11 protein-coding genes are annotated in these 14,416 nt (G+C 66.8%); 6 read left to right on the top strand and 5 right to left on the bottom strand.

Annotated features, from left to right (window positions below; genetic code table 11):
* Positions 1-6 precede the first annotated feature (6 nt).
* The 3 genes from AC5JJ2_RS05280 to AC5JJ2_RS05270 are packed head-to-tail and all read right to left on the bottom strand — an operon-like array spanning position 7 to position 3,544.
* Positions 7-1,278 carry an NAD(P)/FAD-dependent oxidoreductase gene (locus AC5JJ2_RS05280; RefSeq protein ID WP_495856918.1) on the bottom strand — a complete coding sequence of 424 codons (1,272 nt, stop codon included), beginning with the start codon at positions 1,276-1,278 and terminating at the stop codon, positions 7-9.
* Positions 1,279-1,281: 3 nt separating this feature from the next.
* Complete coding sequence (locus AC5JJ2_RS05275) at positions 1,282-2,856, bottom strand: hypothetical protein (RefSeq protein ID WP_495856917.1); 1,575 nt, start codon at positions 2,854-2,856, stop codon at positions 1,282-1,284.
* Positions 2,857-2,878: 22 nt separating this feature from the next.
* On the bottom strand, positions 2,879-3,544 hold the full coding sequence (locus tag AC5JJ2_RS05270) for a zinc ribbon domain-containing protein (RefSeq protein WP_495856916.1): 666 nt from the start codon (positions 3,542-3,544) through the stop codon (positions 2,879-2,881).
* A gap of 113 nt (positions 3,545-3,657) precedes the next feature.
* Between AC5JJ2_RS05270 and AC5JJ2_RS05265 the strand changes: the two genes are divergently transcribed.
* Entirely contained in the window at positions 3,658-4,416 is a 759-nt protein-coding gene (locus AC5JJ2_RS05265; protein ID WP_495856915.1) for a polyprenol monophosphomannose synthase, read from the top strand.
* On the opposite strand, the gene dnaE is transcribed toward AC5JJ2_RS05265, so the two are convergent.
* Entirely contained in the window at positions 4,406-7,930 is a 3,525-nt protein-coding gene (gene dnaE, locus AC5JJ2_RS05260) for a DNA polymerase III subunit alpha (RefSeq protein ID WP_495856914.1), read from the bottom strand. The two genes, AC5JJ2_RS05265 and dnaE, sit on opposite strands and share 11 nt — an antisense overlap.
* 330 nt (positions 7,931-8,260) lie before the next feature.
* On the opposite strand from dnaE, the gene AC5JJ2_RS05255 reads away from it, so the two are divergent.
* From AC5JJ2_RS05255 to AC5JJ2_RS05235, 5 genes are all read left to right on the top strand, one after another.
* A complete protein-coding gene (locus tag AC5JJ2_RS05255) occupies positions 8,261-9,244 on the top strand; it encodes a hypothetical protein (RefSeq protein ID WP_495856913.1) in 984 nt (327 codons plus the stop codon).
* A gap of 285 nt (positions 9,245-9,529) precedes the next feature.
* Positions 9,530-10,222 carry an adenylyl-sulfate kinase gene (gene cysC / locus AC5JJ2_RS05250; protein WP_495856912.1) on the top strand — a complete coding sequence of 231 codons (693 nt, stop codon included), beginning with the start codon at positions 9,530-9,532 and terminating at the stop codon, positions 10,220-10,222.
* A 52-nt stretch (positions 10,223-10,274) separates the two neighbouring features.
* Positions 10,275-10,505: a hypothetical protein gene (locus AC5JJ2_RS05245; protein ID WP_495856911.1), complete on the top strand. Its 231-nt coding sequence runs from the start codon at positions 10,275-10,277 to the stop codon at positions 10,503-10,505.
* Positions 10,506-10,709: 204 nt separating this feature from the next.
* Positions 10,710-11,078, top strand: a complete 369-nt coding sequence (locus AC5JJ2_RS05240; protein WP_495856910.1) for a hypothetical protein — start codon at positions 10,710-10,712, stop codon at positions 11,076-11,078.
* A 36-nt stretch (positions 11,079-11,114) separates the two neighbouring features.
* Complete coding sequence (locus AC5JJ2_RS05235) at positions 11,115-11,804, top strand: hypothetical protein (protein ID WP_495856909.1); 690 nt, start codon at positions 11,115-11,117, stop codon at positions 11,802-11,804.
* A 5-nt stretch (positions 11,805-11,809) separates the two neighbouring features.
* Here the strand turns inward: AC5JJ2_RS05235 and AC5JJ2_RS05230 are convergent, their stop codons facing one another.
* The gene (locus tag AC5JJ2_RS05230) at positions 11,810-14,395 is read right to left on the bottom strand and encodes a serine/threonine-protein kinase (RefSeq protein ID WP_495856908.1); all 2,586 of its coding nucleotides are present in this window, start codon (positions 14,393-14,395) and stop codon (positions 11,810-11,812) included.
* Positions 14,396-14,416 lie beyond the last annotated feature (21 nt).

Here is a 14,416-nt window from a genome sequence, read left to right as displayed (position 1 = left end):
GGACGTTCACGCCCGCTTCGCGTGGAGGTCTTCCGCCGCGGCTTGGGCCGTTCGGAACCCGGAGGTCATCGCGCCGTCGATGGACGCCTGGTCGCGGTGGTCGCCGCACACGTACAGGCCGGGCCGCAGCCGCACCGGCCGCTGCCACGAATCGAGGACGCCGCCCGATTGGTCCGGGAGAGCGTACGGAATGCGGTCGATGCGGAGCAGCTTCCAGTCGCTAACGGGCGGGCCGAACCAACTTTGAAGCTGAGTCCGCACTTCTCGTTCAAGTTCCGCGTCCGCCGCCGCGGGCACGCCGACCACGGACGCGGAAATCAGGGACCGACCATCGGGGGCATACGTCGGGGCCGCGTCCGAGAGCACCACGAGGCTGTTCACGACGCCCTCCCCTTCCCCGTTGAGGATGAGGATCGGCTCGGCGACGGGTGACTTCGCGGCCGAATAGTAAAGGGTGACCGAGCCGCGAAAGTTGACAGTGGCGGCTTGGCCGTCGATCAGCCGGGCGGCCGCGGTCGCCTCCGTCGCGACCACTATGGCCCGGCCGCGGACCCGTTCGCCGTTTTGAAGAATCACCTCGCCGCGATCGACCGCCGCGACGGACGAGTTCAGCCGGATCGATCCTGCCGGCAGCCCGTTCGCGATTTGATTCGGGATCGTCCCCATGCCTTGCGCGGGGATCGCGGCCCCGCCCTCGGCGAACATCCGGAACACGAAGCGGCCGAACCGGCTCGATGTCGCCAGGCTCGGATCGAGCGTTACGCCGCCGAGCCACGGGCGGAAGAAGCGGTCGATCATCTTCGGCGAGAACCCGCCGGCCCACCGCAGTTCGTCGAGCGTCAGGCGGTTGTCAGCTTCGAGCACTTTCTCAAAGGGTAACCGCAAGAGTCGGGCCGCGTACCGGCCGACGCGGAACTTGTCGCCGACCGTGCCGACGGGGTTGAACAAGCTCCGCGCCGCGCCGAAAAAGCTCTCGCGCGGGTCCACGACTCGATGGAACGTTCCGCCGAACCGGACCAGCGCGCCGCGGCGGAACGGCCGCAGGTCGAGGGCGGGCAGGTCGAGAACGCGCTTCCCCTCCGGGTACGCCGGCAAGTAGACCTGAAACCCGCGGTCCAGCTTGAACCCGTCCACCGTGTCGGTTCGTACCCGCCCGCCGACGCCGTCGGACGCTTCCAAGATTTGAAACGGGATGCCGCACTGGTGCAACCGCCGGCCGCAGCACAGCCCGGCCAGTCCCGCCCCAATGATGACCACGTCCGAGTTGGGCACACTCATCCGTCACTCGTCCGTGTTTTCGATGGGCTTTCGCTTCGGCTTGATCGTCGGCACGTCTTCCCCCTCGTCCTCCTTCGGCCGCGGCGGGTAGACGAGCTGGTGCAGCAGCGCGTAGCCGGGGAAGAAGTTCGGGGCGCTGACGGGCAGCGAGTAGAGCGAGTCCTGGCCGCCCTTCTTGAAGAGGAAGAAGTAGCCGTCCTGGAGCGTGAACGTGCATTTGTCGTAGGCGACCAGCCGGCTCTTGCCGGCCGAGAGCCGACCGCCGGCGAGTTCCACCTCGAGACCTTCCGGCGTGAACCGCAAGCCGTCTGTCCACCGGACGGCCTTGCCCTCGTCGAGCCGGTCCTTCATGTGCTTCGCGATGACACCACTGACGTGGTCGCGGAGGTTGTCCAGCTCCACGTCGATCTTCTTCATCGTCGCCGCGTAGTGGATCGTCTGCTTGTCCGACCCCTCGGCCGGTTCGAACGTCATCGTGACGGTCGTGCCGGTGTACCCGCCGTTCACGTACTGCCGGATCGCCTGGTAACTGAAGACGCGAACGTCCTTGTACTCCAGCTCCTTCGTAGACTTCGTCGTGATCCGGGAGACGCCGCGCGAGTGGCAGCGGAGGACGCTGATCCGGTTGAACCACACGGCCACGGCGATGCCGGGGCCGAGCAGGACGAGGACGACGGCGAGGATGATCGGCCCCGTCGGGTTCCGCTCTTGCGTCGCGAAGTACGCGGCGACGCACCCGCCGAGGAACATGATCGCGCCGACGATGACGGCGAACACGCACAGGCCCTTCGAGGTGGAGTTGTCCCGCTCGAAGATGATCCGGCCCAGGCCCGGCCCGTCGTCGTCCGGCTTCGTGCCGCGTGTCTCAAACCGCTTGCCGAGGACGCGGGCCAGCACGAGGGCGTTCACCGACGCCGCGGGCACTTGCACGACCGGCTTCGGCTCGCCGCGGACCCAGACGCACACCTTGTTGTCCACCACGTCCACGGCCGACAGCTCCTCGGCCCCGAACGCCTCGCTCCGCCGCTTGTCGTTGAAGACGAGTTCGTTCTTGTCCAGCTCCCAGTCGTCGCCGACGAGGGCGTCGCCCTTGTCGATCCGCGCCGTCGCGTCCTTCGCCAGCCGGTCGAGGTTCCGTTCGAGGAACTCGCCGAGCGGGTCGAGCTTGGTCACGGGGAAGGCGAACGAGAACCGCAGGTCGCCGCGGTAGTCGCCGGCGGAAAGGACGATCAGGCAATCGCGGACGATCGACTTCGGGACGCCGTTCGAGAACCGCGTCCTGGCCCACGTCCCCAGTTCGGCGACATCCTCGTCCCGGAACTCGAACTCGCCGTTGCGGTCCGCGTAGACGAACCCGTCGTCGGTGGGCGTGAACCACTTCCGGCCGCGGGCGATGGCGAACCCGTGGGCCGTTCCGATCAGCGCGAACAGGGCCGCGACGCCGAGGACGATCGCGGCCGGGCCGGGATGGAACGCGACAAGCGAGAGGCCGCCGAAGGCGGCGAGCGCCGCGACCACGACGGCCGCAACGAACCACCCGTTTCCGAATGACGTGCCGACCGAAATCCGCTCGTCCATCGAAGCCCCCCCCGCGAGCGTCCTACTTGTCCACCTTCTTCTTCTCGACCGGCTTCCACTTGTACACGAACCGGTTAAACGCGAACGCCCCGGCCTTGAAGATGATGCCGAGCGACATCACGACGAACGGCACGGTACAAGCCCCCGGCGGGAAGACGAAGTCCTTCTTCTTCGTGATCGGGTTCTCTTCCTCGTTCTGCAACCCGATCTCGATGAACAGCTCCGGCATGTACATGATCGCCAGCACGATGAGCGTGATGAACAGGATGACGGCGAAGACGCACGCGAACGTCGAGGCGTGGTACTTCATGTAATCGGCCGGCGTGAGGGCGTAGACCTTCTTGCTCTCGTGCCGCCGCCGCTGGACCAGGTCGTACCCGCAGTTCAGGCAGATCATCGTGTCCGGCGGGTCCAGCTCCTTCGCGCAGAACGGGCAGCGGGCGATGTCGAGGTCGTCGTCCATCCTCCCGTAGGGGTTCGCGTCCTCATCGTCGTCGTCGTGCCGGCCGGCCGGCGGCGCGGGCTTCGGCTCCTCCTCCAGCCGCGCCTTCTTGACCTTCGGCGCGGCCGCCGCGACCTTGATGACCGTCTCGCACTCCTTGCAACGGATCTTCTTCCCGGCGACGGCCGCCGGGACGTTCATCTTCTTCTGGCACTCGGGACAGGTTACCGGGATTGTGTCGGCCATTCGGCGACCCCATCGGGCTAGTGAACGCGGCAGATACGACGACGGACGGATGATTTAATATGGTAGCAAACGAGTCCCGCGTTGCCATTCACGGCGAACCTCCGCTGAAACCGATGACCACCGAACCCCGCCTGCTCGTCTCCCTGGCCACGTACAACGAGGCGGGCAACCTCGCGAAGCTGATCGACGAGATTCACAAGTACGCCCCGCACGCCGACATCCTGGTCGTGGACGACAACTCGCCGGACGGGACGGGCAAGATCGCGGACGAACTGGCCGCGAAGGATTCGCGCATTCACGTGTTGCACCGGCCCGGCAAGCTCGGCCTCGGCACCGCGACGCTGGCGGCCATGAAGTACGCCATGGACAACGGGTACGACTACCACCAGAACATGGACGCGGACTTCAGCCACCCGCCGCGGTACCTGCCGGGCATCCTCGCCGGGATGGCCAAGAACGACGTGATGATCGGCTCGCGGTACGTCGCCGGCGGCGGCACGGAGAACTGGCCGCTGAAGCGAAAGGTCATCAGCCAGGGGGTGAACTACCTCGTGCGGTTCCTGCTGCGGATGCCGGTGAAGGACGCGAGCGGGGCGTTCCGCTGCTACCGGGTGAGCAAGCTCCGGGAGACGGCGCTCGACCGGATTCGCAGCCGCGGGTACTCGTTCCAGCAGGAGGTCCTGTTCCGCTGCCACAAGGCCGGGGCGAAGCTCGGCGAGTACCCGATCCTGTTCGAGAACCGCCGGGCCGGCGCGAGCAAGGTGAACGGGAAGGAAGCCCTGCGGTCCATCAGCATGATTATCCTGCTCGGCCTGCGGAACTTTATCGGCCTCGAACGGCCGACGAAGCGGCTCGCCCCCGCTACTTCGTGAAGATCACGTTCCCCGGCCCGAGAATTTTTTCCAGGTCTTCGACGATCACCTTGTTCGGATCCACGGCGTAGTCGTTCGCCAGCTTTAGTTCCGCGACGTTCCCGCCCTTGTCCCGCACGGAGAGGTGAACCGGGCACCGCCCCCGCGACCGGGTCAGCACGCCCTTCAGCCCCTCGAACTTGTGTAGCGTCTCGGCGTCGTCGGCGTAGGTCATCCGCAGCAGCATCACCCGCGTCATCTCTCGCTTCGCCTGGTCCACGTCCAGCACCCGCTTCACGATTACGTCGCCGGTGCTCGACCCGTCCCGCCATTCGAGGGTCCCCTCGAACAGGACGATGGCGTCGTCCTGGATCACGTTCTGGAACTGGAGGAACACCTCGCTCCACAGGATGCACTTCGCCTGCCCGGTGAAGTCTTCGAGGAACAGCATGGCCCACCGCTTGCCGTTCTTTTGGACCGTGCGGTGCTGCAACCCGGTAATCATCCCCGCGAGGAGCACGCTGGACCCCTGCGGCAGCTTAACGCACTCCGCGGCCGTGTGCGTGCGGAACCTCCGCAACTGGTCGTCGTACTGCGCGAGCGGGTGGGACGAGATGTAGAAGTCGAGCGCCTCCTTCTCGTACTTCAGCTTCTCGACCTCCGGCCACTCCGCGATGTCGGGCAGCCCGTGGTGGCCGCCCGCGGGCGCGCCGTTCGCCTCGGCCTCGTCCCCGCCGTCGAACAGGTCGAAGAAGTTCTTCTGCCCGCGCTTCCTGTCCGCCATCCGCTGCTCGGCGGCGGAGAACGCCTTCTCGACGGCGAGCGTCAGCGCCGACCGCCGGCCGAAGGCGTCCATCGCCCCGGCCTTGATGACCCGCTCGACCGCCGCCTTTGACACGATCCGGCCGTCCACCCGCTCGCAGAAGTCGAACAGGTCCTTGAACCGCCCGCCTTGCGCCCGCGCCCGGACGATCTCTTCCGCCGCCCCCCGGCCGAGGCCCTTGATGGCGGTCAGGCCGAACGTGATCTGCCCGTTCTTCACGTCGAAGTCCGGCTGCCCGCTGTTGATGTCCGGCGGCAGCACGTCCACGCCGAGCTTCTTCGCGTCCGCGATGTGATCGACCATGACCAGCCGCTTGTTCCCGTCGTCGATCTCGCTGGACAGCAGCGCGGCCATGAACTCGGCCGTGTAGTGCGTCTTCAAGTAGGCGGTCTGGTAACCGATCTGGGCGTACGCGGCCGTATGTGACTTGTTGAAGCCGTAAGAACCAAACTTCTCAATCAGTCCGAAGATTTCCTCGGCCGTCTCGCGGTTCAGCCCGCGCTCGACGGCCCCCTTCACGAAGTCGGCCTTGCTCGCGTCGATCACGTCCTGCTTCTTCTTGCTGATCGCCTTGATCGCCGCGTACGCCTTCGACAGCTCGATCCCGCCGAGGCGGTTCAAGAGCCGCATCACCTGCTCCTGGTAGACCTGGACGCCGTAGGTCTCGTCGAGAATCTCCTTCATGACCGGGTGCGGGTAGCCCCACGTCTCGCGGCCGTGCTTGCGATTCACGTAAGCGTCCACCATGCCGCCGCCGAGCGGGCCGGGGCGGTACAGCGCGAGCACCGCTATCAGGTCGCGGATGTTGTCCGGCTTCATCCGCTGGAGGAGGGCGCGGATGCCCTCGCTTTCGAGCTGGAACACGCCTTTCGCGTCGCCCCGTTGCAACAGGGCGTAAGTCGCCTTGTCGTCGAGCGGGAACGCCATCGGATCGACCTTGATGCCGCGGTTCTTCTCGATCAGCTTCACCGTGTTGTCGAGGACGGTCAGGTTCCGCAACCCGAGGAAGTCCATCTTGAGCATCCCGACCTTCTCGAGGATGCCCATCTCCCATTGCGTCGTGACGACCACGTCGCCGGTCGCCTTCTCGCCGTTCTGCCCGTCGCTCTTGCGGACCGCCCGCTGGACCGGGACGTAGTCCGTGATGTCCCCGTTCGCGATGACCACGCCGGCGGCGTGCGTGCCGACGTTGCGGTTCATCCCCTCCAGCTTCATCGCCACGTCGATGAGCTTGCGGGCCTGCGGGTCGGTGTCGTACTCCCGGCGGAAGTCCGGCGTCGCCATCGCGTCGGCCAGGTCGAGCGAGATCGCCCCCTTCATCGGCACGAGCTTGCACAGGAAGTTGACCCGCTCCAACGGCACGTCGAGCGCCCGACCCACGTCCTTGAGCGCCGCCTTCGCCGCGAGCGTGCCGAACGTGCCGATCTGCGCTACGCTCCGTTGGCCGTACTTCTGCTTCACGTAGTCGATGACGAGTTCCCGCCGGTCCTGGCAGAAGTCGATGTCGATGTCCGGCGGCTCCGTCCGGTTCGGGTCGAGGAACCGCTCGAACAGCAGGTCGTACTCCAGCGGGCAGACGTGGCTGAGGTAGAGCGCGTAGGCCACGATCGCCCCGCACCCGGACCCGCGGGCGGTGGACGGGATGCCGTTCTCGCGGGCGAACCGGACGAAGTCCCAGACGATCAGGAAGTACGCCGAGTACCGCATCCGCGTGATGATGTTCAGCTCGTGGGCCAGCCGGTCCCACACGGCCTTCGGCGGGTTTTCGCCGTACCGCTCGCGGACGCCCTGGTCGCACAGCTTGCGGAGGTACTGGTCTTCGGACATCTTCCCCGGCGTGGCGAACACCGGGAAGTGCCGCTTCTTGAAGTCGAGCTGCACGTCCACCTTGTCCGCGATCTGCTGCGACATGCCGACCGCTTCAGAGTGTTTCGGGAACAGGTTGTACATGTCCTCCGGGCTGCGGACGTAGTACGGGTTCGGCATCCGCCCTTCCGGGTAGAGCCGCTTGTTCGGGTTGTGCTTCCGCTCGGTGTTGATGCAGAACAGCACGTCGTGCGCGTCGGCGTCCGAGGCGCAGAGGTAATGCGCGTCGGCCGTCGCCACGAGCGGAATGCCGACCTTGTTCGCGATCTCGGTGACCGCGACCGTGCATTGGTCCTGGAGGTCGAGGCCGTTGTTCTGAATTTCGAGGTAGAAGTCGTCCTTGAAGACCCGCTCGTACCACTTCACGAGGGCGTGGGCTTCCTTCGTCTTCTCCTTGAGGACAAGTTCGCTCAGCTCGCCGGCGAGGCAGCCGCTCAGGCAGATCAACCCCTCGCTGTGGGCTTCGAGTACCTCCTTGTCGATCCGCGGGTTGTAGTAGAACCCTTCGAGGAACGCGATGCTGGAGAGCTTGATGAGGTTCTTGAACCCGACGTTGTTCTTCGCCAAGAGCGTCAGGTGGAAGTAGTTGTTGCCGTCCACCTTCTTCCGCTCGCGGCGGTCGCCGGGGGCGACGTAGGCTTCGTACCCGATGACCGGCTTGACGCCCTGCTCGGTGCATTTCGTGTAGAACTCGACCGCGCCGTACAGGTTGCCGTGGTCGGTTATCGCGCACGAGTTCATGCCGAGCCTCTTCGTCTGCTCGACGAGCTCCGGGATGCGGTTGAAGCCGTCGAGGAGGCTGTAGTGCGTGTGGCAGTGCAGGTGGCAGAACGAGCGGGCGGCCATCGGGTCGCGTCTCAGGTGGACAAACGAATAAAAACCAATTCTATCGGTATAGACAACTTGCGGGGTTCGCGGAAGGGCGGCACGAGAGTTTGGGAGGTTTCGGAGGCCGCCACGCCCTTACCGTCGAGTCAAGCTGTCAAATCGGCAGCGCCGCCGCCACCGCCGCCACCGCCACGGGTGGCCCCCCGTGGCGGAATCGCCACCTGGGTTGACGCGACAGATACAATTGCGGACTTTTGCCAGGCCGTCCGCCGGCTTCACCTTGATCGTTCCGCCGCCCGCGACTATATCCCTCGGCCCGCGCGGTCCGGCGCGGTCAACGAGGTGCGGATGGCCGGGATTCGGCTGCAACTCCTGTTCGCTCTGCTCCTACCCGCGCTGCCGGCCTGTGCGGTGACGAAGTTCTTTTCCCCGGAGCCGGCAAAGCTGCCGCCCGTTCCGCCGCCGAACGTCAGCGAGTTCACGGCGCTCGCACCCGGCCAGCGGGTCACGAAGGCCGAGGTCGTCGCGCAATCGCAGCGGCCGCCGGCGGCGGACCCGGCGACCGAGTCCATCGTCCCGGCCCCGCCGGTCCCGGCGTCCGCGACCGAGCCGAACCCACTCCCTTACGGCGGGTCGTTCCTCGACCCGCGGGACCGTGCCCCGCGGCCGGACGGCCCGCTCGTTGCGGCGCTGCGTGCGCACCTCGATAACCAGTTCGCCGCCGCCGTCGGCCACCTGTCCACCTTCGAGCGGCCGAATCAGGAACTGTTGTTGTTACTTCTACCGTTGATCGACACGGCCCGGACGACCGACCTCACCGGCCGCGACCCGCGGGCGGCGGCCGCCCTCGCCAAGCAACTCGACACGGTCGTCGATTTGGTGAACAAGTCCGCCCCGCTCGAAATCCGAACCACGGCGTTCGTCCACAAGGTCGTGCAGTACGGCGTCTACCACCCGCTCCCGGCGAACCACAAGTTCCTGCCCGGCGGCATCGGGCTGCTGTACGCCGAGATCGACCGCGTGCCGTCCGAGCCGGCGGTGATGGCCAGCGGCGAGGCCGGGCACGTCTCGCGGCTGAGCGGCAGCCTGCAGCTGAAGGACGCGATGGGCCGGGTCGTCGAACTGTACGACATCGAGAAGGGGAAGATGGTCGCGGAACTGCCGTTCGTCCGGGCCGACTTCACCCGCAGCCCGGTGCGGGACTTCTTCTTGAAGATCGAGTTCCCGGTCCCGGAGAAGGCCGGCCGGTACTCGCTGACGCTCGAAATCCGCGACCCGAACCCGCAGAGCACCCGCCGGGTGCGGAAGACGGTCGAGTTCCTGGCGGAGTGAAGCGGCATCCCCACCTTTTCCAATCGTTCCTATCACAGCACCGGTTTTCAGGCTGAAAGCCTGAGAGCGCTCAGCCCAGGGCAACGCCCTGGGCGCGGTGCCGCGGGGACGCATGCGTGTCCGCGACCGCCTTGTCGCAGGCTTTCAGCCTGCCAGGTGGTTGCGGCCGCGACCCAGGGCGGCGGGCCTGCGGCCCTTGCCCTGGGCTGAGCGCTCCCGGGCCGTTGGCCTGAAAACCGGGCCGTCTGTATCACTTCTGCAAGCAACCATTCCCGACAGGTCACGATGGCCGACATCCAACTGACGCAGATCGTTTACCACCCCGGCGCGGTCACCCGTGACGAGCGGCAGCAGCTCCTCAAACAAACCGGCGCGACCCTGTGGTTCACCGGCCTGTCCGGGTCCGGCAAGAGTACGCTGGCCGCGGCCCTCGAACAGGAACTCATCCGCCGCGGCCACGCGGCGTATCGGCTCGACGGCGACAACGTCCGATTCGGGCTGAACGCCGGGCCGAAGATTCTGATGGATACCCGCGGCGTCGGCGAGGGAACGGCCAAGCGGTTCGGCCTCGGCTTCTCGGCGGAGGACCGGGAGGAGAACGTCCGCCGCATCGGCGAGGTGGCGAAGCTGTTCGCCGACGCCGGGCTGTTCGCGCTGACGAGCTTCGTCAGCCCGTACCGCCGGGACCGCGACGCGGTGCGAAGGATTCACGCCGAGAACGCCGGCGGACCGCTGCCGTTCGTTGAAATCTTTGTGAACACGCCGATCGAGACGTGCGAAGCCCGCGACCCGAAGGGGCTGTACAAGCAAGCCCGCGCCGCCGCCGCGAGCGGTCGGGGGATGGGGTTCACCGGCGTGGACGACCCGTATGAGCCGCCGACCAACCCCGAACTGACGTTCGACGCCTCGAAGCAGGCCGTGGAGGTCGGCGTGGCGATGATCCTGACCTACTTGCAAGACAAGAAGCTGATCGCGTAGCGGCGGCGGGGCGTTGGGTGCGGCATAATCGGTCGTATGCGGAGGGTTACCGATGCAGCTCCCGATAGCGTTCCCTAGCCAGGAAGAGGTGATCCGCGAGGAGGTCGCGCGATTCCGCGCGCTAACGCCGGACGACCGGGTTCATGCGTTCGACGAAATGTTCCGCCTCTACCACTTCCTGCGAGAAACGTCCGGGCGGCAGGAGCGCATCGACCGTATCGCCGACCGCGAGGAGGACGAGGCCCGTCGATCCATTCTTGCCTTCGCGAGCCGCCATGTTTGAACAAGAACTGTCGGACGCCGTGCGGGACATCGCGAAGGCGTTCGCCCGGCGAAAGGCGAATCACGCCCTGATCGGTGGCTGGCCGTAGGCCTCCGCAGCCGTCCCCGGTCCACGAAGGACGCCGATTTCATCGTTCACGTCCCGGCCCTATCCTTCCCCCCGCTTCTGGAAGACTTAGCGACCGATGGGTTTGCCATCGACGTGATGGACGTGATTCGCCGGTGGCCGACCGAACGGTTCACGGTGTTTTATCGCGACCGCGTTCGGATCGACTGGATGCAACGGATTCTGCCGGTCTATAACACCGTCATGACCTCGGCCAAAGTCGAAACGTGGGCCGGAGAGCCCCTCCGGGTTGCCTCCCCGGAAGGGCTGATCCTCACGAAACTCCTGTCGTTCCGCGCGGAAGATCTGGCGGACATGGAAACGCTGTTGATCGCCAACCGGAACGAGATCGACGTGAATCTCATTCGCCAGGAGTGGGCCGCGTTCGCGGCCACGGAACCCGAGCGCACGGCGTGGCTCGAATCGGCGGTCGCCCGGTTGGGGCCACGACCGCCGGGCGAAACCTGACACGCCGACCGTCCCAAACGCGGGAGCGAATCCGAGATGAGACTATTCGCACTCCTCGTCGTGCTCGCGGTCCCGCACGCCGCTGCCGCCGACGAGCAACTGGACAAGGCCCAGACCGCCTACACGCAAGCCATCGAGAAGGCCGAGAAGGCACTCGCGGCCGCGTTCGAGAAGAACACGGACCTCATCCGCCAATCGTCGAAGAAGGCGGAGGAGAAGCAGAAGCTCATCGAACAGCTCAAGGCCGAGAAAACGGCGTTCGAGCAGCACGGGTGGTACCCGTGGTCGGCCCTGTCGCGGCCGGCCCTCGTGGAATTCATCCGCACCCGGCTGGCCGCCGAGAAGGCGCTGGCCGAGGCGTTCGACAAGGTGATCGACGCCCACACGAAGGCGAAGGAGGACACGCAAGCGGCCGCGGTTCTCAAGTTGAAGAAGGATGCCCTCGCCCCGAAGCTCGTGGCGCGGTGGGAAATAACCGGGGTTACGTGGACGGGCAAGTGGGTGGCCTACCTCTACTCGAACGGCCGGTACACCGAGCCGGACGGCACCGCCGTCTGGTCATACGACCGCGGCGTGATTCTGCTCAGTCAGCCGGAGAAGGGGCTGCCGAACAACACGAAAGTGTTGAAGTGGACGCTCAAGGACACCGGCACGGAACTCGACGAGGTCGGCAACAACAACTCGAAGTCCGTCGGCAAGCTCGTGAACCTCGCCGAGAAGAAGTAGCGCCGTCAGTTCTTCTTCGGCTCGTCCGACTTCGGTAACGCGGCCACGAACTTCTTGAACCCGTCGTGGCCGCGGATCGGGTCGAAGTCCGTGTCCGCGGCGAGGTGGCGGACGTTGCCCGCGCTCTTGTAGTACCCCTTCGCCTTGAGGTCCTCCAACAGGGTGACCGCGCGGTCGGCGTACTTGCCCCGGTCGGCCGTCGGCGCGGACTTCGCGAGTTGGGAGTAAGCGCACGCGACGTTGTACTGCACGATCAACCCCAGTTGCGGCTCTTGCGTCTTCAACAGTTCCTCGGCCGACCTCTCGACCGCGTCGGCGAGGCCGTCGGCGGCCTGCGCGACGAGGAACATCGACCGCTGCAACATCCCGATCCGCCGGACCCACCCGGCGGACGGCGACTCGGCGACCATCCGCTCCTCTTCTTGTTTGAGAATGCCGAACACCTTCTCCGCCTCGGCCCGGTCGTTGTCCCGCATCAGCAGGTCGGCGTAGGTCGCCAGGAATTGCAGCTTCTTGACCCGTAGCGGGAACGACTTCGGTTGAACCACCAGCAGTCGGTCGATCAGTTCGAGGCCGCCGCGGATGCCCGCCAGCCCGTCCGGCTTCTTCCCCGTGCGGTACAGCAACATCCCGCGGAAGACGCCGAGCGTGGCCTTCGCGAGGCCGTAACTCTCGGCGGCGCGGGCGGACGGTGGCGGCACGGCGTCCATCCCCGGAATCATCCCGTGGGCGCGGTCGAACTTTTGCAGGGCCGGCCCGACCCGGCCCGTTTGGATGTCGGTCGTGGCCAGGTTGACGAGCGCGCTGAAGACGACGAGCCTGCCGCGGAAGGAGGCCCGCCCGCCGCCGGTCAGTTGTTCGCCGATGGCGAGCGCCTTGTTGTGGAACTCGACGCTCTTCTCGGGTTGTTGGAAGCTGTAGAAGAGCGCGAGCGACGTGTTCATCTCCGCGACGGCGACCTTCGCGTCTTCCGAGGTCGGGTCGATGCCGCTCGCCGCCTCCGCGAGCCGGAGCGCCTCGGCGTACTTCTCCTGGGCCGTCGCGTAGTCGGCGGCGATGGCGGCGACGTGGCCTTGCAACGCGACCGACTCGACCAGCCCGCGGCGGGACGGCATGTCGGCCGGGAACTCGGCGACCAACCCGGCGTACAGGTCGCGGGCCGGGCCGACGGCCCCGGCGCACTCGTCGTACTCACCGAGGGATATGTAGGCGACCCCGGTGAGCAGGTACGCCCGCGCCGTTTGCCGCCGCACCGCCGGGTCGCGGCTGTCGGCCTCGTCGAAGCTGCGGAAGAAGGCGACGGCCTCTTCGAGCATCTCCCGCCGCTCGGCCTGCATCTCCGGCCGCGCCGCCCACCGCTCGCCGCTCACCCGCGTCATCAGCTGCTCGACGGCGCTCACCGCCTTCACGAGCCGGTCCTGGGCCTTCTGCCGCTGGTCGGCTTCGCCTTGCTTCGCACTCTCGGCGTCGGAGCGGGCCGCCCTCGCTCGGATCATGCCGAGGGTCGTCCCGACGATGCCGACGGCGAACGCCGCGCTGATCGCGAACGCGGCGACGAACATCGCCCGCCGCCGCTTCTGCTGCTCCGCCGACCGGACTTCCGCCGCCGCCCGGCTGACCTCGGCCTGCCGGGCGCGGTCGTCGGCGGAGGCGCGGATGGCCGCAATTCTTTCGGCGACCGCCGTGCCGTCCGCCGGGCGGTCCTTCGGATCGAAGCTCAGGCACGCCTTGCAGAGGGCGACGATTTCGGGATCGACGGCCGCGGCGTCGAGCCGGCGGAAGGCGTCGGCCGTGTCGCCGCGGGAGGCCGCCGCGCGGAGGGATGCCGCCGACTCCCCGGTGTAGGGCGGATGGCCGGTGAGGATCGTGCAGAGGATCGCGCCGAGGCCGAATACGTCCGCCCGCTGGTCGATCTGTTCGATGTCGCCGTTCGCCTGCTCCGGCGGCATGTACGCCGGCGTGCCCATGACCGACCCGGCCTGGGTGAACGACCCGTCGGCGTCGCGATGAGTCGCGAGGTCGGCGTGCGGCTCGGTCCGCTCCGGGGCCGAGAGGTGCTTCGCCAACCCCCAGTCCATGACCTGCACCTCGCCGAAGCGGCCGACCATGACGTTCGCCGGCTTCAGGTCGCGGTGAATGACCCCCTGCGAGTGCGCGAACCCGACGGCCTGGGCGATGGCCTCCATGACCGGCAGCGGGCTGACCGGGGTTGCTAATTTCAGTTTCTCTTCGAGGGTTTCCCCGCGGATCAGCTTCATCGCCAGGTACGGCCGCTCGTCCGGCAGCTGGCCAACCTGATACACGGCCGGGATGCCGGGGTGCTGGAGTTGGCTCGTGATCTGGGCTTCTTCGACGAACCGGGCCGCCGTCGCCGACCCGGCGGGATAACGGTCCTGCAGAACCTTGATCGCGACTTCGCGGTTCAGCGTCAGGTCGCGGGCACGGTAGACGACGCCCATGCCGCCCTGCCCGATTTCCTCGTGGACCTCGAACCCGGCCGGCGAGACGACCGGTTTCGCCGGCCGTCGCCCGGCCGGGGCGTCGGGTTCGTTCGTGTCGATGTGGTCGATCGTCTGCGCTTCGTTGGACATGGGTTGGTCCGCGAGTCTTTC

It is taken from the genome of Limnoglobus sp., from assembly GCF_059499385.1.
The sequence above is the reverse complement of the archived record's forward strand: the minus strand, read 5'-3'. Positions and strand labels throughout refer to the sequence as shown.